We start from the raw sequence: 24,914 nt of genomic DNA on the forward strand, positions 1-24,914 counted from the left end.
TCCTTTGCCAACGGTAATCCTTGATTCTATCAGTCTTCGCATGACAATTAGGGCATTGGACAACAGCTCGATTCAGTTCCATAATAAATTCAATTTGTTGCTCACTGTGGATGCATTTTTTTATTACGTTACCTTTGACATTCAAGGAATTTGCTATATAATCAAATGTGGACATAGGCCATCTTCCTTTCATTTAGGTTTGGCGATTTAATTGTAAGAGTGGATGCCGTCTATGTCCACTTTTTTATGCAAAAATGGGGTGAGGAAAGAATATTTCCTCACCCCAACATTTATTATAGAACCTAAACTTTTACCGCAAAGGCGCACCTGTTCGGGCAAAAGGAAAAGAGCCATGAAGCATCTTGCTTCACAGCTCTTCCTCGGTTTCAGTAATTATTTTTTGTCGTCCATCTTGCTCAGCATGCCTTGGATTTCCTGCATAAAACTATTTACATCAGCAAATTGACGATAGACAGAAGCAAAGCGGACATAGGCAATCTGGTCAATCTTTTCCAGTGCCTTCATGACGGTTTCGCCAATGAGGGTCGATTTGACCTCACTTTCGCCCAAAGCCCTCAGGTCCCGTTCAATACCAGACGCGATGGACTGGATCTGTTCATAGGAGAAAGGTCTTTTTTCGAAAGCTTTCAGCAAGCCGTTGGTCAATTTTTGGCTGTCAAACAGTTCCCGGCGGCCATCTTTTTTGATGACCAGGAGCGGCGTTTCCTCGTATTTTTCGTAAGTCGTGAAACGGCGCCCACATTCCGGGCACTCCCGACGGCGTCTGATTGAAGTCCCGTTATCAACGGAACGGGAGTCAATGACACGGCTGTCAGCATAGGAACAGAATGGACATTTCATAAGCGTTACCTCAAAAGGATTCCTTATTTATTGCGGATCCAGGGCGGAATCTCCGAGCTCGGAGCGCCGAAGGAGCCAACCTTGCCAGCAGCTTCTTTTTCAGCAGCCTTGGTAAAACGGCTCTGCGGGGTTTCCGGTTTGGTGAAAGGAGCCGGTTTCGGAGCCTTGATGGAACCGCCATTGGTGTCATCAATCCCCGTGGCGATGACAGTGACACGGATGGTGTCACCCATGTTTTCGTCGATGGAAGCTCCAAAGATGATGGTGGCATCCGGATCAACGGCATCGGTGATGATTTTGCTGGCTTCGTTGACATCGATCAAGGACAGGTTCGGGCCGCCCGTGATGTTAAGGAGCACCCCTTTGGCACCGGAAATGGTACTGTCAAGCAGCGGGCTCTTGATGGCCGCTTCTGCAGCAGCGGCAGCGCCTTCTTCCCCATTGGAAGAGCCAATACCCATCATAGCAGAACCAGCATTGGACATAATGGTCTTCACATCATTGAAGTCAACGTTGATCAGACCAGGCACGCTGATGAGGTCACTAATGCCCTGGACACCCTGACGCAGGACGTCATCGGCAATCTTGAATGCATCAACCATGCTCGTACGGCGGTCCACAACTTGGAGAAGACGGTCGTTCGGGATGGTAATGAGGGCGTCAACCTTGCTCTTGAGGTTGGCAATGCCCTGTTCGGCAACATTATAGCGGCGGCGGCCTTCGAAAGTGAACGGTTTGGTGACAACACCAACAGTCAGGGCGCCAGCCTGTTTTGCGCATTCAGCCACGATGTGGGCAGCCCCCGTGCCAGTACCACCGCCCATGCCGGCCGTAACAAAGACCATATCCGAACCTTTGAGGAGATCTGCCAGCTGGTCCTTATTTTCTTGGGCCGCTTTCTCACCGACTTCCGGATCGGCACCTGCGCCGAGTCCTCTCGTTACTTCTTCACCAATCTGGATCTTGGTGGGGGCCTTGCTGGTCATCAGTGCCTGTGCATCGCAGTTTACAGCCACGAATTCAACACCTTGCAGACCCGTATCGATCATGCGGTTTACGGCGTTGTTTCCGCCACCACCGACACCGATAACTTTGATTTTTTCCAGCGGCTGTTGCCCAGCCTGTTGCTTTTCCGCTTCAAACATCTCCATGGTCCTCCTCACATCGATTATCTGAATAGATTTAGATTGTAATCTTAAAAATATCCTGTACTATAGTATACCATTTGGCGCGCTTTATTTCACGCACTTTTACAAGAAAATTCAAGAAACCTTTCGCTTTTTGAGTTCTTTATTGGGAACCCCGATCTGAACTCCTACTTTTTCATGAATAGCCGGCGGATAATGGCAATGTTATTGAAGATCCGGAGGCCAAAGGCTAAAACGGCTACATAATAAAGGTCAATGCCTAATCTCATGCCAAAATAGCAGAGAAAAACAGCGAAAAGACCGTTTGCAAAAAAGCCACTAATGAAGACACTGCTGTCATAGGTTCCTTCTTTTACGGCACGAAGTCCGCCAAAACCAGCGTCAAGGGACGCCATAAAGGCAACGGCAACAAGCTTGCTGTAGACCTGGGGAAAGACCGGCAGGTAAGCACCCAGTGCAATACCTAGAGCTAGACCAAAGATGGCATAGACCATATCACTTCTCCTCCTTTGGTTTGGCAAACTCATAATGGCGGGTCCCTTCAAAGGCGGGAACCGTCACTTGGTCCTTTTTGATCACATCGACCGTAATCCCCCAGAACTTCAGCGTCTCGACCACACCGCCGCGCAGGCGCAGGGCACTTTCAAGTCGTTTGGGGTCGCCAATGGCACGGACCACATAAGGCGGTGAAAACCGTGTGTTGTTGACGGAAACGGTCGGTCCAGCACAGCGCACTTCCGAAATATCGAGGATGCGCTGATCGTTCAGGGAAATGGCTTCCGCGCCAGCTGCCCGCAATTCATTGAGGATACGCAGGAGGTCATCATCGTGGATGATGTAAAGGTTTGGGTCTTCCCCCTGTTTGGCCGGCACTTTGCTGTCATCCAAGGTCACTTCGACGCCGGGTCCCTGCATGGTCACTTCCCCTGCCCGCATCTTCATGGCAAAGGTTTCCTTGGGATCGCTGTTGCCTGCACCGGTTTCTTCCAGTTTCTTGACCCGTTCCTGAAGGGCCGTCTTTTCCTTTTCCGAAGTCTTGAGTTTCTCTACCAAATCCTCGGCCCGTTGCTGGTTGATATTATGGCTCCGCTGCATTTCGGCACTGCGAAACTGCGTGGAGACCATGATTCCGAGCACAAGGAAAACGAGAAACATGAAGAACTTCTCTTTTTTATCTTTATAAGCCATTAGAGCGTTCTCCTTCTACTCGAGCTTGACATAAGGCTGTTCATACGTAATATCGATATATTTACCCTTGAATTTCCGGTTCCCCATTTCCCGGCAGAGCATCACAAAGGTATCGATCTTTTTGTTGGCATTTTCCGCATCGCCAACGATAATGGGAAGGCTCCGGCGCAGATGGATAGTGATCTGCTTCCGCCCATCCATGGAAACTTCCGTAATCTGGTCCTGAATGGAAGGTTCCAAGCGGCCCAAAAACTGCAAGAGCCCCCTTACATCCTCATCTTCGATTTCGTCTCCTTCCATGAGGTTACCCCCATGATAGCCTGTCAATAGCGGTGCTGTCGCGTCAGGGATGCTGCTATGGACGGCAAGGACGTGTCCTGAATAGGAAACCTTAGCAAACTGCGGACCATCACATTCCACGTACAGGCCGGGCAGCCGTTCCGTGATATGGATATCAAAATACGTAGGAAAGGCAAAGGAAATGCTCGCTTTTTCAATGCGTACATCCTTTTCAAGATTCTGGATCAGCTGCTTTCGGTCAATATCAAGGACATTGATAGGTTCCCACAGGCCGCCTTCTTCCAAGACTTCTTCCCGCGTGACATAGGTGGCCCCTATGATGCGGATTTTCCCAATATGAAGACCCGGACGATGGATCAGGAACCAAAAGAGTCCAAAGGCAACCAAGAAGGCAAGGAGCGCGCTCACCACACGGGGGGAAAGACTGGGGAGCATGAGGGACGGCCTGAAATGCCAGTGTTTCTTTCGTTTTTTACCGGTCCGTCTTTCCCCAGCCTCCTTTCCTTTCCCCTTTTCATGAGGGGCAGGCGGCACGGGCGGGCGAAAAGGCTGCCGATTCCACTTTGGCGGTTCCATAGCAATTAGCCCAAATGAGCCGTCTCAAGGATCTTTTCACACAGATCCGGGAAAGACAGACCCATGGCCTTTGCTGCTTTTGGCACAAGGCTCGTTGCCGTCATGCCAGGAATGGTATTTACTTCAAGGCAGATGAAGTTGCCTTCTGCGTCAACCATTTCATCAACGCGGGCGACCCCACTGCAGCCAAGGGCCTTATAGGCCTTGACGGCTTCTTCTTGGAGCGCCTTTGTGAGGCATTCATCAAAAGGTGCTGGGCAGGTGTAGGTCGTGGCTCCCTTAGTATATTTATTGTGGTAGTCATAAAAGTCGACATGGGGCTCAATGAGGACAAGGGGCATCGCAATCGGGTTTCCACTGCTATCCATCATGACGCCCGCGGCCACTTCCTTACCCGTAAAGAAAGCTTCGGCAAGGACCAGTTTTCCATAGGAAAACGCTTCTTCAAGGGCCTTATCCAGGTCTTCTTCCTTTTTGACGATGGTCACGCCAATGCTCGAACCCTGTTCTGCCGGTTTGACGACGCAAGGAATTCCAAGCTTACGGATGATATCTTGTTTGGCCGTTTGTCTGTCTTTATCGGTTAGATAAAGGCAGTTAGCGGTCTTTACGCCGTTTGCTTCAAACATTCGCTTGGTGTAGAACTTATTCATGGCAATGGCGCTTGAAAGAACGCCCGACCCTGTGTAAGGAACGCCAAGCATTTCAAGGACGGCCTGCAGCCTTCCATCTTCTCCATAAAGACCGTGGACGGCATTAAAAACGACTTTAACTCCTGCATCCTCAATCTGGGAGGGGAAAAGGGACGGATCAAGGTCGATGGGTACCGCGTCATAACCTTTTTCCTTTAACGCTTCCACAATGGCCGAGCCTGTATTCAGGGATACTTCCCGCTCCTTGCTGGGGCCGCCCATAACAACGCCAATTCGTTTTGTCTTCATCATGCTTTATGACTCCCTTCCAATGCTTCCACAAGGCTTGCGCCCAGCTGATTGATACTGCCGGCACCGATGGTCATGACAAGGTCACCGGCGGCTGCATGATCCACAAGGTAGTTTTTTATGGATTCAAAACCGCTCATATAGCTCACATCCTGCCCCGTCGTCCGTTGGATGGTCTCAGCCAGCATCTTGCCTGAAATGCCGGGAATGGGATCCTCACTGGCAGCATAGATATCCGTCACAATGAGTTCATCAGCCTCCTTGAAAGCAACGGCAAATTCGTCAAGCAGGAGCTGTGTCCGCGTGTAACGGTGGGGCTGGAAAACAACAATCAGCCGTTTGGGCTGCGTCTGGCGCGCAGCTTTTAGCGTAACCTTGATTTCCGTAGGATGATGGGCATAATCATCGACGACCCAGATGCCGCGTACCCGTCCCTTGGTCTCAAAGCGCCGTTTAGCTCCCGTAAACTTTTCGAGGCTCCTAGAAATTTCTTCCACGGAAAGACCCAGTTCACGAGCCGCTGCCAAAGCGCCCAAGGCATTGAGGACATTATGCCGGCCCGGCACGATCAGATGGCCTTTTCCGATCTTTTTACCGCGGAAAAGGATATCATAGTGGGTGCCATCCTTACCATATTCGATATTTTCGGCGCGGTAGTCCGCATCCTTTGCGTCGATGCCATAGCTGATGACCTCGGTCGCGGTCTTTTCCCCGACGCGGCGCACCTTTTCATTATCATAGCAAAGAATGGCCTTGCCTTGTTCCTTGACTTGATCGACAAACTGCTGGAAGGCTTCCTGGATCTTTTCTTCCGTTCCATAATGGTCCAGATGGTCATTTTCAATATTTGTAATGACAGCCAAATAAGGACGGAACTTAAGGAAGGACCCATCGCTTTCGTCAGCTTCTGCTACGACATAATCGCTTTTGCCATTGACGGAGTTGGTTCCTAGATTATTGACCACGCCACCTACGACGACAGTCGGATCGATGCCGTTATCACAGGTAATAAGGCTCAGCATAGAACTTGTCGTTGTTTTTCCATGGGCACCGGCTACAGCAATGCCTTTATGCTTATTCATGAGATAAGCCAGGACGTCACTGCGATGAATGACAGGAACACCGCGCTTGTGAGCTTCCACCAGCTCTGGATTGTCTGGATGGATGGCCGTTGAAACGACAATGACCTCGGCTCGCTCAATCTGACAGGCAGCATGGCCGATAAAGACAAGGGCACCTTCTTTTGCGAGCTTGGTCGCCATGTCTCCCGGTTTTGCATCGGACCCAGAGACATGGAACCCGCGTTTAATGAGGACATTGGCAAGGGCACTCATGCCGGCGCCGCCAATGCCGATAAAATGAATGTTTTTGATCTGATCCAAATCGATCACGCTGTTATCCCTCCCTACCCTCACCGGTCATGGCAAGGGCTTCTGCGGCAATACGGTCCGCCGCATCCTTCTGTCCTGCTTTCAGGGCTCCCCGATGCATCATGTTCAAAAGATCGGGGTCCTTCAAAAGCCGTTCCATCACGTTATACAAAGTCTCTCCCGTAAGCTCCCTATCGAGAATGACTTCGGCTGCTCCCTGAGCCTTGAGGGCCCGGGCATTGTACTCCTGATGGTTCGCCGTTGCATAGGGATATGGAACAAGGATGGACGGGATGCCACGCGCCATGAGTTCCGCAAGGCCAATGGCCCCAGCCCGTGAAACCGCAAGATCGGCAACAGAAAGTGCAAGGGGCATTTCATGGAGATAATTCACAATGTGAAGATTGTCAGCCCCTTCAAGAAAGCTTCCCAAAGCCTCCAAATGGGCCTTGTAGCCTAAATCTCCCGTCGCGTGGAGAATCTGGATTCTTCGGTTTCCAGCAAGTTTCTTTTCCACATAGACCATGCTTTCATTGATGGTCCGCGCTCCCCTTGACCCGCCAAAGACGAGGAGGGTCTTTTTCATGGGATCAAGGCCGAGCTTCTTATACCCTTCCTGCCGATCCGCTTCCGTGACATCTCGGCGAACTGGATTGCCTGTAACAATCATCTTAGCATGAGTGGAAAAATATTTTTCCGCATCCTTGTAACCCAAAAAGACCTTATCCACAAAATGGGAAAGGATCTTATTGGTCACGCCGGGCATGGCATTTTGTTCCTGGATTGCCGTAGGTACCCGTTTCATGGCGCCCCAAAAAAGGACAGGCCCGCAAACATAGCCGCCCGTGCCTATAACAAGATCAGGTTCGATTCGGTTCACCAGGTTGTAGGCGTCGCTCATTCCGCTGACCAGAGCCGCCGCGCTTTTGAGCGTTCCCACACCCAGATGGCGTTCAAACCCGGCGACGCGGATAAATTCCAACGGATATCCATATCGGGGAACAATATCCCTTTCGAGTCCCTTACGCGTCCCGACAAAGGTGATTTCCGCATCAGGGACCTTGTGCCGAATGGCATCAGCAATGGTCAGGGCCGGGTAGATATGGCCGCCCGTACCACCGCCAGCAATGAGGACCTTCATTATGCTTCCTCCCCTGCTTCCTTTTTGAGTGTATGGACAATGGACTTAAAGACACGTCCCCGTTCCGGGAAGTTTGCAAACATATCATAGGAAGAGCAGGCCGGCGACAGGAGCACAACCTGAGGTGGTTTGGCCATATCGTACGCTAGGCGCACAGCGTCTTCAAAGGAGCCATCACACATGACGATGTTCTTGACACCATTTTTTTGGGCCGCTTTTAAAAAACGCTGGCGAGCCTCTCCCAAAAGGATCAAGGCATCTGTTTTCCTAGCCGTCACCTGCATGAATTCCGTAAGGTCCGTCATCTTGTCATGACCACCGGCAAGAAGGATCACATGCCCTTCCTTGAAGGCTTCAAGGGCCTTCACAGCAGAATCAGTATTCGTTGCCTTGGAGTCGTTATAATACGGCACGCCCTTGATAGTCGTCACATATTCAAGACGGTGCTCCACCCCTTCAAAGGCTTTCAGGACCTTTTCCATATTTTCTACGGTGACGCCAGCAAAGTGGCAGCAAAGGATGGCTGCAAGAACGTTTTGCTCATTATGGGCGCCAAAAATTTTCAGATCGGACACCTTGCAGACCACATGCTTCGAGCCATCGACATCAAAGACAAAGTTTCCCTCTTCGATCCAGGCTCCCTTTTCAAGTTTTTCTTCGGTGCTGAAGAAAAAGACACGGCTTGCCGCGCGGGATGCAAGCTTACGATCAGGTTCATTGTCATAATTCAAGACCAGCACATCCTCTGCCGTTTGATGGGCAAAAATCTGAGCCTTGGCGTTGATGTAGTTTTCCATGTTGCCGTGCCGTTCAAAATGGTCAGGCGTGATATTGACGATACAGGCAATCTGCGGATGGAAGGTCGTCATTCCCTCGAGCTGGAAACTTGACAATTCAGCCGCCACATAGGATTCCGGTCCCATGTGTTCCAATTCCTTGGAAAGGGCATAGCCGATGTTGCCGGCAACCGTCGTCGGAACCGGCAGCGTTGCAAGCATCCGAGAAACAAGGGTCGTTGTTGTCGTCTTGCCGTTCGTTCCCGTAATGCCCACCCAGTGGCCTTTATAGAGGCGGCTTGCATATTCTGCTTCACCAATGATTTCGAGTTTCTCCTCGCGGGCTTTTTTTACGACATCTGTCGTAAAGGGGATCCCTGGGGAAATGATGAAAAGCTTGCTCTTTTTCAGATAGGGTCGGGGGTCTTCGGAAAAGACGATTTTTCCCCCCCGTTTTTTCATATCCTCACGAAACGTTTGTTCCAAATCCTTTTGTTCATCATTATATAAAATTACTTTTTCGCCCTGGTCGAGTAGGACCTGGGACACGCCCTGACCGCTGATGCCAGCGCCATAAACGAATACGAAATCATGTTGTGCCAAGATAGACGCCCCCTAGTTAAAATCGGTTTGTATAGATAAAAAATCCCACAAGGGAAAGAAGTAAGCTCAGCATACTGAACCGAGCAACGACCTTCGTTTCCTTCCAGCCGCCCAGCTCAAAATGGTGATGGATCGGTGTCATGCGAAAGACACGTTTACCGCCCGTCAGCTTAAAGTACGTTACCTGGATGATGACGGACAGGGTTTCCAAGACATAGACGCCGCCAATGATCACAAGCAGCAGTTCCGTATGGGACCCAATGGCCGCCGCGGCAACCGCTCCGCCAAGGGCAAGGGAACCGGTATCGCCCATGAAAACCTTGGCCGGATGATGATTATAGACCAAAAAGCCAAGGCAGCTGCCTACAATGGAAAGACTGAACAAACTGATGGAACGCTCGCCGGCCAAAAAGCCAATGGCCGAATAGGCCAGCATCACAAAGACGGTTACGCTGGCAGCAAGGCCGTCAAGGCCATCGGTCAGGTTTACGGCATTGGTGGTTCCTACAAGGAGCAGCAGGATAAAAAGAGCATACCCAGCCGTGCCAAGGTTGACGGTCACATTAAGGATGGGAATCCAAAGACGGGTACTTAGTACGTCACCGGGTAAAAATAGGTAGATACCAGCAACAAGGATCTGCAGGGCCATCTTCTGTTTGGACGTAAGCCCCAAATTGCGTTTAAAGAAAATCTTGAGGCCATCGTCAATAAATCCGATGAGTCCGTACCCCACAAAAAGCCAAAGGGCAAGGTACATGGTCCGGTCATGACCGTTCCATAAAAGGTTTGCTGCAATGACGGCCAGAATCATCATGATTCCACCCATGGTGGGCGTACCGCCTTTCTTGAGATGCTCCTTCGGGCCACATTCCCTGATGCTCTGTCCAAAATGCCATTTATGCAGTTCCGGAATCAGGAATTTTCCAATGAAAACGGTCAATGCAAACGCTGTCGCAAACTGCCAAAAGAACGTGATATTCATTTCTGGAGGCCTTCCTTCCCAAAAGCAAGGTCCGCAACCGTGTCAACTTCCATGGAATGGGAACCTTTAAGGAGGATCACGTCTCCAGTCTTCACAAGGTCCTTCAAGAGGGACGCAGCTTCAATTTTATCAAATGCATAATGGGCGGAAACGCCGGCCTTTTTTGCTTCCTCATAAATAAAGCGGGCCTCTTTCCCGTAGCAAATGACTTCCTCGATTCCATAGACTGCCGTCCAGCGTCCTACTTTGCGGTGGCTTTCTTCGCTGACGCTCCCCAGTTCGAGCATATCGGCAAGGACGGCAATCTCTCTGCCATAGCCTTGGTTCTTCACCACTTCTTGAAGCGTTTCAAAAGCCACGGCCACGGAAGCGGGACTGGCGTTATAGGCATCATTGATGATGGTCTTATCGCCAAGGCGCAGGAATTCCTGCCGTTTCCCTGTCATCTTGATGTTTTGCAGGGATTCCGCAATGGCCGTATCAGGTACACCGTAAAGTTCCGCCATGGTGATGGACGCAAGAGCATTCATGACATTGTGGCGTCCCAGCATGGGCAGGGCCACCTTCTGTTTAGCGCCAGTGATCTTGCTTTCATAGGTAAAGCAGGTCACAAGGCCAATGGTCGTAATATCCCGTGCCCTTACATCACAGTCATGGTCGATGCCATAGGTCCGCACCGAGGCCCCGGTCCTCATGACAGACACGCGGGGGTCATCGGCATTGAGCACGGCCCAGTTGTCTTTCGTAAAGTCTTCCAGAATCTCACTTTTTGCCTTTGCAATGTTTTCCAAAGAGCCAAGAAGTTCCAAATGGGTTTCCCCCACATTGGTTATGATGGCGGCGTCAGGATAGGCAATCTGCTTCATCTCACGAATCTGTCCAAGACCGCGCATTCCCATTTCGACAACGGCTACTTCCGTATTGTCCTTGATGCGCAGGAGCGTCATAGGAAGGCCAATTTCGTTATTGAAGTTTGCCTGCGTCTTAACGACGTTGTAACGGGCAGCAAGAACCGCTGCCGTCATATCCTTCGTACTCGTCTTTCCGTTCGACCCGGTAATGGCAATGACCTTGAGGTTCTTCTTGGAAAGTCGGTACGCTGAGGCAATCTCCTGATAGGCCTTAAGTGTGTCAGGCACGAGGATGCATTTTTGCGGCGCCACACCCGGATTATGATCTACGAGAGCGGCTGTAGCTCCTTTTTCAAGGGCGGCTGCCACATAATCATGACCATCAAACTTTTCACCCCGGAGTGCTACAAAGAGCGTCCCCGGCCCTATGCTTCTGGAATCAGTGGAAACATCAATAAAATCTATACTGTCAGGAAGAAGCGTCTTTGCCTGCGTTGCTTTTTTTATGAGATCGATTTTGATCATGCTCTGTTTCCCTTCCGGAAGAAGTCGCGAACAACTTCCCCATCATCAAAATGAATGGTCCGGTCCTTGAGGATCTGGTAGTTCTCATGACCTTTTCCGGCAATCATTATAACATCTTCCGGGCGTGCATGGGAGATAGCAAATTGAATTGCTTCCCGACGATCGGAAATAGTATAGATTTCTTTATGCTGCGGATTGTCTGAAAAACCCGTCTCGATATCGCGAATGATGGTGTCCGGATCTTCACTGCGCGGGTTGTCGCTCGTAACAACAAGGATATCAGCAAGCTCCAGAGCCAGCTTTCCCATGATGGGACGCTTTTTGGCATCCCGGTCACCGCCGCAGCCGAAGACGGCCCACAATCTGCCCTTGGTGATCTGTCTTGCAGTCCTTAGGACATTGTCCAGACCGTCCGGCGTATGGGCATAGTCCACGATAACCGTAAAGGGCTGGCCTGCATCGATGAGCTGAAAGCGACCGGGCACACCGGCAAAATTGTCGAGGCCGCGGACAATATCATCATGCTTGAGGCCTTCCGCTAACGCAGCGCAGACCGCGGTCATGACGTTATAAACATTGAATTCCCCTGTAATGTGAAGCCTTAAGTCCATATTCCCTTCCGGCGTATGAAGGGACAGTTCCATATGTTTGGCCCCGACATGGAAGCGGATGGGATACACATCGTTGGTCCGTGCTTTGCCATAGGTCATGACCTTTGTCTTCACGCGGTTCATGATCAGTGGGCTGGACGCGTCATCCATGTTGAAGATGGCCGTCTTTCCCTTTTTGCGGCCTTCATGGAGATGGGTAAAGAGCAGTGCCTTGGCCTCACGGTAATTTTCCATGGTCTTGTGGAAATCAAGATGGTCCTGGGTAATGTTTGTAAGGGCCGCCGTATCATATTCGATGCCGGCGACACGATTCAGGGCCAAGGCGTGGCTTGACACTTCCATTACGACATAATCACAGCCTGCATCTGCCATGCGGCAAAGGGTCCGCTGCAGATCCACCACGTCGGGCGTTGTATTGTGACTTGCTTCCACCTCATCGCCGATCATGATATTGATGGTTCCAATGAGCCCTACTTTATGGGCCGTATTAGTGAGCAAGGTTCGCAGGATATTGGTAGTTGTTGTCTTGCCGTTGGTCCCTGTAATGCCAATCATGCGCATCTTCTGAGCAGGATAATCATAAAACCACGGAGCAAGTTCCGTCATGGTTTCCTGTGTACTCTTCACACGGATCATGACAAGTCCCGGTACAGGCGGCACGTCCTTTTCCACAAGGACTGCCTCCGCCCCTAAGCTTGCTGCTTTTTCGATATAGGCATGACCATCTGTATGGACGCCAACAAGACAAATGAAGAGACTGCCCTTGCCTGCCGTCCGTGAATCAATCGTAAGGTCCGTAATGATTTTGTTTTTTGGGTCGCCTGTCACGGTACATCCCTTAATATGGGAAATCACGTCTTGAAGCGTTCTTTCCATAATAATTCCTCCTCAATGGTTACAAAATCGCTGCCACGTAAAAAGAGCAGCCAATGGTGGCTGCCTTTTTTCAGGATAAGCCCAATACAGCACGCCAAAGGAACCCTATTTTATTGGGGGCACGTTAATATTGACGTAGATATTTTCTCTCGCTGTATTGAGGCCTAATTTTTTACTGGCAATCGAAGCAATGCGGTTGGGGCTCTTGAGCCGGCTCACATCAATCCGAAGGGTTACATTCTTGTCGATGAGCGCCGCTTCCTGCTTCTTCATCTGGATCAGGTTATAGGATTGATCCATGACAACTTTTGCAAGAAAGGTATTGGCAGCTACTAATATTAACATGATTACGATAGAAAGTACAAATTTCTTGCTAGCAGCGGAAGCCACCTTGGACCGAGTTCGGCTTTTTTTGGCAGGCTCGTAGAAAGGTACCTCGTAAAGCGGTTCCTCTTGTGCTGCCGTATTTCCATAGTTATAAGCCGTATGATAGGCAAAGGTCCCATAGACCTTGTGTTTATTTTTAAGCATGGCAATATCCCCTACTACTGATTCATTCATCCAGCGAGTACTCTCTCCCCGCTTTTCTTACGCATCAGGAATGGTCCTTTATAAGGTAAGGATCCTATATCTTGATGGCTCCGCGGAGCCGTGCGCTCCGAGCGCGAGGATTATCCTCCAATTCCGTTTCCGACGGAATAAATTCCTTCAGTTTCTTTAGTTCTGGTTTGTGCCCGCACACACAAACGGGCAGTTCCGGCGGACAGATGCAGCCTTTGGCCATTCGTTTGAAACTTTGCTTGATGATGCGGTCTTCCAAAGAATGAAAGGTAATGACGCCAATGCGTCCCCCTTTTTTAAGGTGTTTGACAGCCGTTTCCATTGTCGAATCAAGGATCTTCAGTTCATCATTGACTTCGATCCGAATCGCCTGAAAAGTCCGTTTGGCGGGGTGAGGTCCATCTTGACGGGCCTTTTTCGGAATGGCGGCCTTGATTACTGAAACAAGATCGCTTGTTGTGCGCAGCGGCTTTTCCTTTCGTTTTTCCACAATAAACTGGGCGATACGACGGCTCCAGCGTTCTTCCCCATACTTATAGATCAGGTCTGCCAAGTCTTCTTCCTTGTATGTATTCACCACGTCAGCAGCCGTCAGTTTTCCCTCCTGGTCCATCCTCATATCAAGAGGACCATCATGCATATAGGAAAACCCCCGTTCCGGCGTATCCAGCTGATAAGAAGAAACGCCGAGGTCAAAAAAGATGCCGTCCACTTCCTGTAGATTCAGTCCCTCAAGGATGGTTCCCAGGTTTCGGAAATTGGAATGAACAATCTTGACCTTGCACGCAGCATCCTCAAGACGTTTTGAGGCAGCCATAATGGCGTCTTCATCCTGATCGATGCCAATAAGGAGACCTTCCGGGTCCAATTCTTCAGCTATAGCATGGGAATGACCAGCACCGCCCAACGTGCAGTCGACGTAAATCCCTTTGGGATCGGTGACAATCCAGTCAACGCTTTCCCTTAGGAGCACACTTTTGTGTACAAAGTTCACCGTCATCCCTCTTTTCAGTCACTAAATTTCAAGATCTTCCACGATGGCGGCAACATCGCTTTCCACTTCACTGCTATAAGCTTCATACCGCTTGGTATCCCAGATTTCCGCCTTGGTCCCCGTACCGATAATGGTCGCCAAGCCCTCGATCTGGGCAAATTTGCGAAGCGTTTGCGGCAGAAGGATGCGGCCCTGTTTATCCGGTTCCACTTCCATGGAATTGCCAAAAAGGAAGCGGGAAACATCACGGGCTTTTTTCTTGGGGAGCGTCTGCTGAGCAAAGCTCTGCTGCAGACGATCCCAGGCATCCATGGGATAGACATCGATACAGCCATCGACTCCTTTGGTGATGACAAACGTCTTTCCCAATTCACTCCGGAGTTTGGCAGGAACAAAAAGACGGCCTTTGGCGTCTACACTATGTTCATATTCACCCATGAGCATGGCTGCAATTCCCACCTTTCTTTCCGAAATTCACCACTTTCCACCACTTTTCCCCATTATAAAGCACAATATCCAAAAAATCAATTCAATTAGGAGCGAAAAAGCCTGATTTTACCTAAGGTTTTCCCATGTGGGGGAAATCAAATTGGACAGCCAAAGAAGCAAAGAAACAAAAGCACAAGGTATTGTGGTTGGTATGAAAACAGGTACAATACCTTGTATGTTTGGTGGTTTCTATGAAATTTTTATATCACTTTATTTAGATATATGAAATTTTAACAAAAAGCCTCTTTTTTACCCTACCTAGGTATGGAACTTGTATTCTTTCCCTTCCATCTTTTTGGGAAGTATTGCATTCTTTGTACCTCTCCGATATAATGACTAGGATAAAAGAACAAGGAGGTTATCCTACCATGGAAAAAGTCACTGCAGATTCCCCGATTATCCTCACGGTGCAGCAGCATCCGGAGATCATCGAAATCTTCATGCAATATGGCCTCGGCTGTGTCGGCTGCATGGCCGCCAACTTTGAAACCATCGGCCAGGGCGCAACTGCCCACGGGCTGGACGTCGATGCCCTCATTGCAGACATCAACGACTGCATCGCTGCTGCTGAAGGAGACAAGGAATAAGAAAATCGAGAGGAGTGATTTCTAAATAGAAATCACTCCTCTCACACCACCGTGCGTACCGTTCAAAGCGCGGCGGTTTCCTCATTTTCACATACTTATTTGTAATAGCTCGTCATGGATATATAACCAGGGCGGGCTATTTTTTTGTTCGTAAGGACCGAGCTCAGCATAAGCGCCGCTCTCCATGGTCCTTTTCGGCAATTTACCAGTTCATGCACTTTCCATTCTGGAATCGCGCAGTGGCGTATCATGCGGCACCTTGTTCGCACCTTCTTCCACTGTTTCCAGTAGATTGCCCAGGATTTTCCGCCGTATCCATGTGTCTACTTCCGTGAGCAGCTGTTTCATGTCTGCCAGCTTGAAATCATTGATCCATCCTTAGATGAACTGTTTCAGCCTGATGGACCTATCCTCATTCGAAGTTGGTTTGTTGCTGTCTAGAATGGCCCTCACCTTCTCCTTCATCTTTGCTGAGGATTTTGCATGCAAACGAAAACGAAGTTTCCCTTTCTGCCTGTAGAATCTACTCGGAGCAAAAATCGCTCCGATTCGATGCAGTTGCGTGTCATCATTGGCTTTAAAAAGATATATCTGATGCCAATGATGACATGTCCCGTCGCAAGAAGGTACGTACCACAATCTCATTTCTAAGACGTCCGAAAAAATGGAGCCCTTGGGCGGGCCGCTCCTTGGATTTTTTTCGGATGATGTAGGAAACCTTTTTCGCCTACGGTCCCTATCGGTCCATCTGCGTTGCCAGCCCAAAGAATAAGCCTCAAACCGAATGCATGTCTTGATTCAGTTTGAGGCTTTCCCTCTTTTATTCTTCTTTAGGTTTGATGCAGAATGCATCGAACCGTCCCTGTCGGGTCTTTTGCCTTACGCCGGTGCCAAGCGATTTTCTTCTACTTCCCAATCTTTTCAAACCGATATTTTTGCCTTACGTCAGGATACTTGACATGGTCCACTTCACTCATGAACATGTCGAGGGGGCGGCAGTAGATGCCGCCATCGCCATAAAGTGCTTTATAGACGCAGTACTGTTCCCGTGTTTCTGAATGGATGACGGGACAGGCAATGATTTCATAGCGTTTATTTTTAAAATGAAGCCAAGTTTCCCCAGCTTTAGGCAGTGCTCTTTCCATGGCTCTTTCCTCCTTTTTTCCATTGTAACACAGCAAATAGATGCAAAAAAAGCCCCTGCTCTCTATGAAATGGAGCAAGGGCTTCATTTTTTATCAGGTAATCGGGGCCGGATTAAAGATACATAGGTCGTTATGGAAGCCATACTGGTCGGAATAGGGGATTTTCGTCCCGCTTGCTACATCCAGGATATAATTGAAGATTTCCGTTCCGACTTCAGGAATGGTCTTCTCTCCCGTCGCAACGCCGCCAGCCGAGATATCGATGAGGTCAAACCAGTTGTCCTTCATTTCATTGCGGCTGCAGACTTTGATGACAGGAGCGATGGCAAGGCCATAAGGGGTGCCGCGGCCCGTCATGAAGACCTGCAGCCCAATGCCGCTTGCCAGCTGGCTCGGCCCGCAGACAATGTCACTTGCCGGGGTAGCGGCATAGATGAGTCCATGTTTGGTCGGTTTTTCAGCCGGCGACAGGACTTCCACAATGGGGCTTGTACCGCTTTTGGCGATGGAACCCATGGCTTTTTCCACGATATTGGCAAGGCCGCCTTTTTTATTGCCTGGCGTCGGGTTGGCATCGCGATCAACGCCGCCTTCAGCCAGATAATCATCATACCATTTCATTTCGGCAGCCAGTTTGTCCCTCACTTCCTTATTGACGCAGCGGGCGGCCAGCATATGGACACCGTCACGCACTTCCGTAACTTCGCTGAACATGACCGTGGCGCCGCCCTTAACAAGCATATCAGCAGCATACCCGGCACTGGGATTTGCCGTAAGGCCGGAGAAGGCGTCACTGCCGCCACACTGCATACCTACAACCAGTTCCGATAAAGGCAGGACTTCACGGTGCCGCTGATTGAGGCGTTGCAGTTTCCGTTCCGCCATTTCCATCAAGGCTTTCATCATGGCGTCATGCCCCTTGCAGTCCTGCAGGGTGAGACAGTTTTCAGCATTGATTTCATTCTCTTCAAGAAGCCGGTCATAGGTCAGTTTTTCGCAGCCCAGACCAACCAGCATGATTTCTCCACCAAAGTTCGGGTGACGGATAAGGTTCCTCACAGCACGAATGGGAATGACGGCAAGGGGGGCGTTGATAGCAACCCCACAGCCATAAGGATGGTTCACGGCAACAACGTCGTCAACGTGAGGGTATTTGGGCAAAAGTTCCTGTTTAATCTTCTGAACGGCTACGTTGACCACACCGGCAGCGCACTGGACAGTCGTCACAATACCGAGGATATTGCGCGTACCGGCAGGCCCGACGGTATTTTTATAACCCATCCATGTCGTGCGTGGCGGCGTGGGGAGTTCCTCCATCGGCACAATATGGGTCCCATATTCCATATGTTCTACGGAAGGACTTTGGGGCAGATTCAGCATATGTTCATTGATCCAGCTGCCGCAGGCAATGTCGTCCTTGGCATAACCGAGGACAACCCCGTAGCGGATAATTTCACCCCCTTTGGGTATATCCACAAGGGCCACCTTATGGGCTTGTGGAATGGGGTCACGGGTAACAACACCGGGCATGACTTCAACGTCCGTTTCCAGGTCATGGACGGCAATGGCAACATTATCGCGGTCCTTGACACGAATGACAAGAGGAGCTGTCATAAATAAACCTCCCTTTTTCCTTGGACAGGCTGCGCGGCAGCCCGTCATCTCTCTTGACTTCATTATAATTCAAGTTGTCGGACGATTACAATCACCCAGTATCTTCTAGTTTTTTAGTACTTTACTTAATTTAATTAAGTGATTTATGATATTTTCGTGATTTTATCACGATAATATCAATGAACTGATTTTCCACGGTTCCCTTTCATTTTATGTTAACCATAATTATTTAACCGTTGACTCTCGTTTTTCTTTTTCGTTATACTGATACCTGTACAATTAAGGGAGGTTATGAGACCATGTCAGATCAAACGATCAAAACCATGACACAATCCATCATCGATGGCTATCGCCTCAAGAAAGACGATGCCTTTGTTCAGGATATGCTGACCATGCCGCTTGCAGCACTTCAAGAAGGTGCCGGCGCCCTACAGCGCCATTTTTGCGGCAACCATGTTGATTTCTGCACCATCATCAATGCTCGAAGCGGACGCTGCGGCGAAAACTGCAAATACTGCGCCCAAGCTGCCTGCCATCACACAAGCTGTGAAGAATACGATTTTCTTGACGAAAAGACCATCATGGAAACGGCCAAAATGGACCAGGACGCCGGTGCCAACCGCTTTGCCATGGTCACGAGCGGCCGCGCCCTCACGGGAAAGGATTTCGATAAAGCGCTTTCCATCTACAAGGCCATGAAAAAAGACCTGACGATTGACCTCTGCGCGTCCCATGGCATCTTAAGCGAAGACCAGCTGCGCCGCCTTTTTGCGTCCGGCGTCACAAGCTACCATCATAACATTGAAACCAGCCGCCGCTTTTTCCCTCATATCTGCACGAGCCATACCTTCGATGACCGCATCCGCACCATCAAGGCCGCCCAGCGCGCGGGTTTCTGTGTTTGCTCCGGCGGCATCATCGGCATGGGAGAAACTTGGCAGGACCGCATCGATATGGCCTTTACCCTTCAAGAGCTCGGCATCGAGTCCATCCCCATCAATGCCCTTATGGCCATTCCCGGAACAGGGATGGAAGGCCGCCCTTCCCTTCCTGCCGAAGACATCCTGCGGACCATCGCCCTCTTCCGCTTCATTAACCCGACGGCAAACATCCGTCTTGCCGCAGGCCGGAAGCTGCTTCCTGATAACGGGGAATCGGCCCTGCTTCACGGTGCATCTGCTTCCATTACGGGAAATATGCTTACCACAAGCGGTACAACCATCAAAGAAGACATGGAAATGATTGCCCGCCTTGGCCTAGTCAACCACTGATCACATCATCCAAAAACAAAAAACTCCGTCCCCGAAGGGCGGAGTTTTTTTGTTTTTGGTGAGCTTATTTTGCCATGAGCTGGGCCACTATGGCTTCCAGCTTGGCGATTTTTTCATTTTGCGCTTTCATGGCTTTATCCTGACTTGCCACAAGCGTCTGGAGGTTTGTAATGGTCTTTTGGAGATTTCCCTTTGTCACGGAGGATTCCTTGCCAAGCTTGAAGCTTGCACCCAGACCAACCATGTTTTCGCCGTTGCCAAAGGTACCGCTGATGTTTACCATACTCTTTTCATCGGGGCGATAAAAGGCACCGACAGCCAGGGCATTGGCATTGCGATAGTTCCCAAAGCCAGTGGAGAAACTCCACTTGTCGTCAGGATCAAAATCAAGGGGATGAAGGTTTGCCAAGGCCGCTGCACCGGCACCGACACGATTGATTTTCGTATCAAGGCGGCTGATGCGTCCATTCATGCCTTGCTGGACGCTCCACAGCTGGCCGCCGTTCACGGCATCCTTGGAGCCTTCATAGACATCCCCGTCGGCGATATTGGTGATCTTCGTATTGTTCATGTCGATGCCGCCCTCGTTGATGGTCGGGCCGCCGTTATTGATGGTGATGCTGCTTACGCTAAGGTCCTTGCTGAGGGCAACCTTCACATCACTGCCACTGACGCTGGTCTTGATGTTTTCGCCGTCGCCCTTGATGCCAAGCTGATTGTCATTATTGTCCCCAAGGCTTGTCGTATTGCCGTCATCGGCCGTAAGTTTCGTTTCGATGACAGCCGCCTTGCCTGTGTCCGAAGTCGTGCCACTGTCCGTGTTGGTCGTATCCCCCGTGTTCGTCGCATCCTTATACGTCACTTCATCCGAGCCAGAGTTCTCGAAGTTCGTGCTGATTGTCCAGGAGCCGTCGGTACCCTTGACGAGCTTGATGCCGTCGCCGGCAATGAGGTTTGCCGAACCGCCGGCGCTGCCTGCCACCTGTTTCAGCTGGGCCACGTTGACCGCATCCGTATCATTGATGCCGGCAGCGACATTCGTAATGCGGCGCGTATCCGTGCCGCTGACACCAACAGACACAGCAGCTAGGGTCGGACGCCAAATGTAGCTTGTGTCGGTGGAGTTTGTCTTCGTCGCCGGATTATACCCGGACTGATCCAATCCCGATTCCGAGTCATTCAAAATGGATCCGGCACCCAGAGCCACGCCGCCTTCAGCCTGTACGTTCGCATTGTAGCCAAGGATGGTGGCCTTCGAAGCGGTCAGTTCCATTTCGCTTTCGGCAGAGCCGAGAATCACGGAGTTCTTAACATTTGTCAATTTCCGGTTGTCGCCTATAAGCTGGACCGTACTCGAATCACTGATTGTATTCTTGTACCCGATGGACGTCACATGATCAACATTTTTTGCCGTCACATCAAACCCATTGATCATGTTGAATTCACTTACATCGCTCTGTGTACCAGTAAGCGTGGTATTGACGCCAATCATCATCGAATGCTTTGCGTAATCTGCCGTGTTGCCGCCGCCAATGGCAAGAACCGCTCCACCAGCATCGCTATTTTTTACCGCAGTGGCAAGTTTATCCAACAGGTCGTCTGCCGAATCAGCGCCAGTATTTCCACTAAAGTTGATGTAACTATTGGAATTCGTAATCTTGTTTCCCGCCCCGTAAATGAGTGCCCCATTCGCGTTTTCTGCAATGTTGGCAACGCCGACCATCGTATTGGCAATGCCACTATAGCCGCCATTTCCCTTGGAACGGTTCTGGTTCAAGGACCCAATGAGGACGGACCCCATGTTCTGCGAACCGTAAGAAAGGCTATTAAACCCACCGCTGCCATCAAAGTCTCCGGTATTGATGGAATAGGCACCGACGATGGTCGCCATCATACCTTTGTTGTATGAGTTCGTACCGATGGTCGTCATGTCAATGATATTCGCCGATGTCTTATCAACAGTCGTTCCAGCCATAGTCATCCCCTGCATAGTATGACTGCCGATTTCCACAGAACCCGTACGGGCATAGGCATTGGTGCCGATTGCAATGCCGCCGGGAAGTCGATCTAGTGCATCCGTTCCCTCTTTGGGATCATACTTGTAACTAAAAAAACCACTACTCGTCTTTATCCAAGAATCCTTGTTAAAGCTGAATTCGTATTCCTGCTGTCCCGTTCCGTTGAGGACGTAGGCATTTCGACCGATAGCGATACTGGTTAGGGAATATCCATTGGATTTTACCTGGGCATAATCACCAATCGCTATAGAGGATTTTCCATCGGCGAACGAACTTCTGCCCAACGCCACGGTTCCCTCTGAATTAGCCGTTGAACTAGCACCCAGCGAAACACTGCCGATTCCTATGGCTCGGGACAACGCACCAAAAGCGGCAGCGTTTTCTGCCGTTGCATTTGCGCCATTTCCCACAGCCAAGGCACTTGAAGCACTTGCTTTCGCTTGGTAGCCTTCTGCTACCGAATTAACCCCAGATGCAGTGGCACCGTTTCCTTCTGCTACCGAATTAGCCCCGGACGCAGCGGCACCGTTGCCAATCGCCGTACTTCCCTTTCCCGTCGCTTTCGCAGTTTTTCCAACTGCTGTATCCGTAGCATCCGTTGCTTGTGAATTGGTTCCTTGGGCAACTCCATTTCCGGTACCGGTCGCCGTGTCAGCGGCATAAGCCGTACCAGCAAAAACCATGGCAAGCACGGCAGCGGCGAGCGTTCCCTTGGTTAAAAGGTTCTTGTGTTGTTTCATTGTCATGACTCCTCTCACTGAAAAATGGCCCTTTTGTTGGTCCCATCGGCAGAAATACAAACCGCTTCACGATTTACAGCACAAAAGACCGTATGGATGATAGTCCCTGGATTATTTGGTCCTGAAATTCCATTCATATGGCCGTGGTGATAAAAGGTAAGTATGGGTAACCCTTTTCCCCAGTGCTTCATGGTAAAGCCCTTCCCCCATCCGGAGTATGTTTTTTATACCGCTCTCCAAAGCGGCATTCTCACGAACAAGCCATTGTTTTTTATTGATAATTTTAAATGGCTATCGGTTCTTTTTCTCAAAAAAGGCCTTTATTTAATTGATAGTATATATTAACTTTATGATTTTGTAAATATTACGGATAATTTTAGATTAATCACGGTTAAATTTTATTTTAAATTATATTTATATTTTATATTATATTAGTTTGTTTATCGCTATTTATTTAATCTTTTGCGATATTTAATATCACATTTCAGCAAAAAGTTATTCTTAGCTAAAAAAGTTAAGCTGCCTGCGATTCATTGACAGAAAAAGTGTTCCCCGATATGATAGGATGTATCACACATAATTAGTAGGAAAGAAGGATGCACAATGGCTCCCAACAGCCCCTTTGACGAATTGGTGAACCGACACGGAACAAGCTGCCTCAAATATGATTTTGGTCTTGCCCGAAAAGGCCGTACGGACCTTCTTCCCATGTGGGTTGCTGATATGGATTTTGCTCTCCCAAAGGATATCCTCGCTGATTTTCACGCCCGTATCGATCACGGAATCTTTGGTTATACCGACCCTGACGCGGACTACTACGAAGCCTTGGATGGCTGGTTTTCCCGCCACCACGGGTACCACATCAAACCTGAATGGGTGACAGTGGGCTGCGGCGTCGTCTATGGTCTTGCTACAGCCATCAAGGCCTTTACACGCCCAAATGACGCGATTTTGATTCAGCAGCCGGTCTACTACCCTTTTCGTGAAGTCATTGAAGATAATGGCCGCGTCTTTGTCAATAGCCAGCTTCGTAATGAAGGAGGCCGCTATACGATTGACTTTGACGATGTAGAAAAAAAGATGATCGCCCACAACGTGAAAGCCCTGCTCCTTTGCAGTCCCCATAATCCTGTGGGACGCGTCTGGTCACGAAAAGAGCTGGAACGCCTAGGAGACCTTTGCCTTACCCACCATGTCATCATCCTCTGCGACGAGATCCACTGCGATTTTGTCTATGCGCCCCATCACTTCACAAGTTTCCTGACCCTTGATGAAAAATATCGCAGGAACCTCGCCGTCTTTACATCGCCCAGCAAAACATTCAACGTTGCAGGCTTCCAACCGGGAAATATCATCATCCCTGATGAAACACTCCGCCAAGCGTATCGCCGGGCCAATGCCGCGTCTGGCTACAGTCAGGGCAGCATTATGGGGCAGATTGCCGTAAAAAGCTGCTACACCAAAGGGGACGCCTGGGTAAAGGAACTTGTAGCCTACATCAAGGGCAATATCGACTGGACGAGGGACTTTGTCAAGAAGAACCTTCCTCAAGCAGTCATGACCGATCCCGAAGGCACCTATCTTGTATGGATTGACTTTTCCGGATATGGTCTTTCGGATGAAGGCTTGGAAGAAGCCGTTACGGATAAAGCCAAACTCTGGCTTGACTCGGGAAAGATCTTCGGGCCGGAAACCGCCCAATTCGAGCGCTTCAATATGGCGGCACCGAGGGCTGTGATTGAGGAGGCCTTTGGGAGATTAAAGAAGGCACTGGAAAATTAAATAAAAGGTCAGTCCAAAAATCGGGCTACCCTTTTATTTAATATGCTCTTAATCGGGCGGCCCAAATACACCGATTGATGTTATGATTCCAAAAGACCGCAAGAGACAATCTCTAAGGGTGCGGACCCAAACCGTCCTTCGGAACCGGAGGCCGAATTGATTTTTCAATAACACGGTTCTGCGGTCTGCCTGATATGGTAAATGCCCTGCCTACGGAGAGCCTTGAACCATCGAAAAATGCTCCTTGCTCCCGCTCATATTGTAATGTCGGGGCACCCCCTTCCCACCCGCTTGATGGTTCCCCGCCCCGGCAAAGGGACGGATTGCTGCTGCGCGACCATCGCGTTGTCGGGGGTACGTTTCTTGTCCCTGCAGAAAAAAGAGCTGCCAGTGACGAGTTAGCCCATCCCCCATCATCACAGAAAAAGGCCGCACAGAAATGATTCCATCATTTCTGTGCGGCCTTTTTCTTTTTCTCTTACAGCTTAAAATCGATAACAGCGGAGACGCCGACGCCTTCGACGCGATTCACGTTTGTAATATTGATGTTGTCAATGGGGATGAGGCCTTTGATACGGGCAATCTTACTGAATTTAAATTCAAGCTGGCCCACGGCTTTTACCTTATCCACTTGGGCTTTTGGCCCCACGACCTGGACAGCACCGATGTAGCCGCCCGTCCCCATACTGAGGATGGGCACGACCTTTGTTGCATAGTCCGTACTGACTTCATTTTGGGAAAAAATCTTGTTGATGAAGGTATTGATTTCTCCGCCAAACTGATTGACGAGGTAGCTGATACCGCCGAGTTTCAGAACGGATCCAAAATCAAAAGCCTGAGCCGTCATCACCCCACCGCCAAAGCCAAAAAGGGATGCGGCAAGAACACCTGCAATAAATTGTTTCTTGATCATTTTTGTCCTCCTACTTCCTGGCAGATATGTTTTCTCTATTGTACCCAAAAG

The 24,914-nt window shown here is 49.8% G+C and carries 22 protein-coding genes and 1 pseudogene; 3 read left to right on the forward strand and 20 right to left on the reverse strand.

The genetic code is table 11. The features are described from left to right. From H503_RS12910 to mraZ, 16 genes and pseudogenes are all read right to left on the reverse strand, one after another. Nucleotides 1-175 (reverse strand): annotated as a pseudogene (locus H503_RS12910) (ISL3 family transposase); the annotation flags it as partial. 218 nt (nt 176-393) lie between these two features. After that, nucleotides 394-861 carry a transcriptional regulator NrdR gene (gene nrdR, locus H503_RS0101015; RefSeq protein WP_009016211.1) on the reverse strand — a complete coding sequence of 156 codons (468 nt, stop codon included), beginning with the start codon at nt 859-861 and terminating at the stop codon, nt 394-396. Nucleotides 862-884: 23 nt separating this feature from the next. Continuing rightward, the gene (gene ftsZ, locus H503_RS0101020) at nt 885-2,006 is read right to left on the reverse strand and encodes a cell division protein FtsZ (RefSeq protein ID WP_009016210.1); all 1,122 of its coding nucleotides are present in this window, start codon (nt 2,004-2,006) and stop codon (nt 885-887) included. Nucleotides 2,007-2,176: 170 nt separating this feature from the next. Next, nucleotides 2,177-2,503: a small basic family protein gene (locus H503_RS0101025; protein ID WP_009016209.1), complete on the reverse strand. Its 327-nt coding sequence runs from the start codon at nt 2,501-2,503 to the stop codon at nt 2,177-2,179. 1 nt (nt 2,504) lies between these two features. Beyond that, entirely contained in the window at nt 2,505-3,197 is a 693-nt protein-coding gene (locus H503_RS0101030) for a DUF881 domain-containing protein (RefSeq protein WP_009016208.1), read from the reverse strand. 15 nt (nt 3,198-3,212) lie between these two features. Next, nucleotides 3,213-4,073, reverse strand: a complete 861-nt coding sequence (locus H503_RS0101035; protein ID WP_009016207.1) for a cell division protein FtsQ/DivIB — start codon at nt 4,071-4,073, stop codon at nt 3,213-3,215. Nucleotides 4,074-4,078: 5 nt separating this feature from the next. Continuing rightward, nucleotides 4,079-5,017 (reverse strand): D-alanine--D-alanine ligase family protein, encoded by a 939-nt coding sequence (locus tag H503_RS0101040; protein WP_009016206.1) that lies wholly within the window; start codon nt 5,015-5,017, stop codon nt 4,079-4,081. Continuing rightward, nucleotides 5,014-6,405, reverse strand: coding sequence for a UDP-N-acetylmuramate--L-alanine ligase (gene murC, locus H503_RS0101045; RefSeq protein WP_009016205.1), 1,392 nt, complete (start codon nt 6,403-6,405; stop codon nt 5,014-5,016). The genes H503_RS0101040 and murC overlap by 4 nt, the downstream gene beginning before the upstream one ends. Before the next feature lie 4 nt (nt 6,406-6,409). Beyond that, a complete protein-coding gene (gene murG / locus H503_RS0101050) occupies nt 6,410-7,525 on the reverse strand; it encodes an undecaprenyldiphospho-muramoylpentapeptide beta-N-acetylglucosaminyltransferase (protein WP_009016204.1) in 1,116 nt (371 codons plus the stop codon). Next, the gene (gene murD / locus H503_RS0101055; RefSeq protein WP_016459469.1) at nt 7,525-8,904 is read right to left on the reverse strand and encodes a UDP-N-acetylmuramoyl-L-alanine--D-glutamate ligase; all 1,380 of its coding nucleotides are present in this window, start codon (nt 8,902-8,904) and stop codon (nt 7,525-7,527) included. The genes murG and murD overlap by 1 nt, the downstream gene beginning before the upstream one ends. 16 nt (nt 8,905-8,920) lie before the next feature. Then, a complete protein-coding gene (gene mraY / locus H503_RS0101060; protein ID WP_009016202.1) occupies nt 8,921-9,886 on the reverse strand; it encodes a phospho-N-acetylmuramoyl-pentapeptide-transferase in 966 nt (321 codons plus the stop codon). Next, complete coding sequence (locus tag H503_RS0101065) at nt 9,883-11,262, reverse strand: UDP-N-acetylmuramoyl-tripeptide--D-alanyl-D-alanine ligase (protein ID WP_014128687.1); 1,380 nt, start codon at nt 11,260-11,262, stop codon at nt 9,883-9,885. The genes mraY and H503_RS0101065 overlap by 4 nt, the downstream gene beginning before the upstream one ends. Next, a complete protein-coding gene (locus H503_RS0101070) occupies nt 11,259-12,749 on the reverse strand; it encodes a UDP-N-acetylmuramoyl-L-alanyl-D-glutamate--2,6-diaminopimelate ligase (protein ID WP_026385382.1) in 1,491 nt (496 codons plus the stop codon). Before H503_RS0101070 ends, H503_RS0101065 begins: the two co-directional genes overlap by 4 nt. A gap of 105 nt (nt 12,750-12,854) precedes the next feature. Next, nucleotides 12,855-13,280, reverse strand: coding sequence for an FtsB/FtsL family cell division protein (locus H503_RS0101075; protein ID WP_016459468.1), 426 nt, complete (start codon nt 13,278-13,280; stop codon nt 12,855-12,857). A gap of 94 nt (nt 13,281-13,374) precedes the next feature. Beyond that, nucleotides 13,375-14,304: a 16S rRNA (cytosine(1402)-N(4))-methyltransferase RsmH gene (gene rsmH, locus H503_RS0101080; protein ID WP_016459467.1), complete on the reverse strand. Its 930-nt coding sequence runs from the start codon at nt 14,302-14,304 to the stop codon at nt 13,375-13,377. A 21-nt stretch (nt 14,305-14,325) separates the two neighbouring features. Continuing rightward, on the reverse strand, nt 14,326-14,748 hold the full coding sequence (gene mraZ, locus H503_RS0101085; protein ID WP_016459466.1) for a division/cell wall cluster transcriptional repressor MraZ: 423 nt from the start codon (nt 14,746-14,748) through the stop codon (nt 14,326-14,328). A 413-nt stretch (nt 14,749-15,161) separates the two neighbouring features. Here mraZ and H503_RS0101090 point away from each other — a divergent pair, with 413 nt between their 5' ends. Then, complete coding sequence (locus H503_RS0101090) at nt 15,162-15,380, forward strand: DUF1858 domain-containing protein (RefSeq protein ID WP_014128690.1); 219 nt, start codon at nt 15,162-15,164, stop codon at nt 15,378-15,380. 905 nt (nt 15,381-16,285) lie between these two features. Here H503_RS0101090 and H503_RS11715 read toward each other — a convergent pair. Both H503_RS11715 and garD read right to left on the reverse strand, forming a co-directional pair. Further along, nucleotides 16,286-16,525 carry a DUF1653 domain-containing protein gene (locus H503_RS11715; RefSeq protein WP_016459465.1) on the reverse strand — a complete coding sequence of 80 codons (240 nt, stop codon included), beginning with the start codon at nt 16,523-16,525 and terminating at the stop codon, nt 16,286-16,288. 93 nt (nt 16,526-16,618) lie between these two features. Further along, entirely contained in the window at nt 16,619-18,139 is a 1,521-nt protein-coding gene (gene garD, locus H503_RS0101105; RefSeq protein ID WP_016459464.1) for a galactarate dehydratase, read from the reverse strand. A gap of 299 nt (nt 18,140-18,438) precedes the next feature. Between garD and bioB the strand changes: the two genes are divergently transcribed. Beyond that, on the forward strand, nt 18,439-19,410 hold the full coding sequence (gene bioB, locus H503_RS0101110; RefSeq protein WP_009016193.1) for a biotin synthase BioB: 972 nt from the start codon (nt 18,439-18,441) through the stop codon (nt 19,408-19,410). A gap of 64 nt (nt 19,411-19,474) precedes the next feature. Here bioB and H503_RS0101115 read toward each other — a convergent pair whose 3' ends face one another. Then, the gene (locus H503_RS0101115; RefSeq protein WP_248604820.1) at nt 19,475-22,168 is read right to left on the reverse strand and encodes a YadA-like family protein; all 2,694 of its coding nucleotides are present in this window, start codon (nt 22,166-22,168) and stop codon (nt 19,475-19,477) included. Between the two features lie 603 nt (nt 22,169-22,771). On the opposite strand from H503_RS0101115, the gene H503_RS0101125 reads away from it, so the two are divergent. Beyond that, a complete protein-coding gene (locus tag H503_RS0101125) occupies nt 22,772-23,950 on the forward strand; it encodes a MalY/PatB family protein (protein ID WP_009015200.1) in 1,179 nt (392 codons plus the stop codon). A gap of 478 nt (nt 23,951-24,428) precedes the next feature. On the opposite strand, the gene H503_RS0101130 is transcribed toward H503_RS0101125, so the two are convergent. Further along, nucleotides 24,429-24,863: a hypothetical protein gene (locus tag H503_RS0101130; protein WP_009015201.1), complete on the reverse strand. Its 435-nt coding sequence runs from the start codon at nt 24,861-24,863 to the stop codon at nt 24,429-24,431. Nucleotides 24,864-24,914 lie beyond the last annotated feature (51 nt).

This window comes from Acidaminococcus intestini DSM 21505, assembly GCF_000425045.1.
GTDB classification, from domain to species: Bacteria; Bacillota; Negativicutes; order Acidaminococcales; family Acidaminococcaceae; genus Acidaminococcus; species Acidaminococcus intestini.

What these genes read in the sequence shown, in the direction of transcription:
- nrdR (WP_009016211.1), bottom strand. Translation starts at nt 861, where the DNA reads ATGAAATGTCCATTCTGTTCCTATGCTGACAGCCGTGTCATTGACTCC.
- bioB (WP_009016193.1), top strand. Translation starts at nt 18,439, where the DNA reads ATGTCAGATCAAACGATCAAAACCATGACACAATCCATCATCGATGGC.
- H503_RS0101030 (WP_009016208.1), bottom strand. Translation starts at nt 3,197, where the DNA reads ATGGCTTATAAAGATAAAAAAGAGAAGTTCTTCATGTTTCTCGTTTTC.
- H503_RS0101125 (WP_009015200.1), top strand. Translation starts at nt 22,772, where the DNA reads ATGGCTCCCAACAGCCCCTTTGACGAATTGGTGAACCGACACGGAACA.
- H503_RS0101035 (WP_009016207.1), bottom strand. Translation starts at nt 4,073, where the DNA reads ATGGAACCGCCAAAGTGGAATCGGCAGCCTTTTCGCCCGCCCGTGCCG.
- garD (WP_016459464.1), bottom strand. Translation starts at nt 18,139, where the DNA reads ATGACAGCTCCTCTTGTCATTCGTGTCAAGGACCGCGATAATGTTGCC.
- H503_RS0101115 (WP_248604820.1), bottom strand. Translation starts at nt 22,168, where the DNA reads ATGAAACAACACAAGAACCTTTTAACCAAGGGAACGCTCGCCGCTGCC.
- H503_RS0101130 (WP_009015201.1), bottom strand. Translation starts at nt 24,863, where the DNA reads ATGATCAAGAAACAATTTATTGCAGGTGTTCTTGCCGCATCCCTTTTT.
- ftsZ (WP_009016210.1), bottom strand. Translation starts at nt 2,006, where the DNA reads ATGTTTGAAGCGGAAAAGCAACAGGCTGGGCAACAGCCGCTGGAAAAA.
- H503_RS0101040 (WP_009016206.1), bottom strand. Translation starts at nt 5,017, where the DNA reads ATGATGAAGACAAAACGAATTGGCGTTGTTATGGGCGGCCCCAGCAAG.
- murG (WP_009016204.1), bottom strand. Translation starts at nt 7,525, where the DNA reads ATGAAGGTCCTCATTGCTGGCGGTGGTACGGGCGGCCATATCTACCCG.
- H503_RS0101090 (WP_014128690.1), top strand. Translation starts at nt 15,162, where the DNA reads ATGGAAAAAGTCACTGCAGATTCCCCGATTATCCTCACGGTGCAGCAG.
- H503_RS0101025 (WP_009016209.1), bottom strand. Translation starts at nt 2,503, where the DNA reads ATGGTCTATGCCATCTTTGGTCTAGCTCTAGGTATTGCACTGGGTGCT.
- H503_RS0101070 (WP_026385382.1), bottom strand. Translation starts at nt 12,749, where the DNA reads ATGGAAAGAACGCTTCAAGACGTGATTTCCCATATTAAGGGATGTACC.
- mraZ (WP_016459466.1), bottom strand. Translation starts at nt 14,748, where the DNA reads ATGCTCATGGGTGAATATGAACATAGTGTAGACGCCAAAGGCCGTCTT.
- H503_RS0101075 (WP_016459468.1), bottom strand. Translation starts at nt 13,280, where the DNA reads ATGCTTAAAAATAAACACAAGGTCTATGGGACCTTTGCCTATCATACG.
- mraY (WP_009016202.1), bottom strand. Translation starts at nt 9,886, where the DNA reads ATGAATATCACGTTCTTTTGGCAGTTTGCGACAGCGTTTGCATTGACC.
- H503_RS0101065 (WP_014128687.1), bottom strand. Translation starts at nt 11,262, where the DNA reads ATGATCAAAATCGATCTCATAAAAAAAGCAACGCAGGCAAAGACGCTT.
- H503_RS11715 (WP_016459465.1), bottom strand. Translation starts at nt 16,525, where the DNA reads ATGGAAAGAGCACTGCCTAAAGCTGGGGAAACTTGGCTTCATTTTAAA.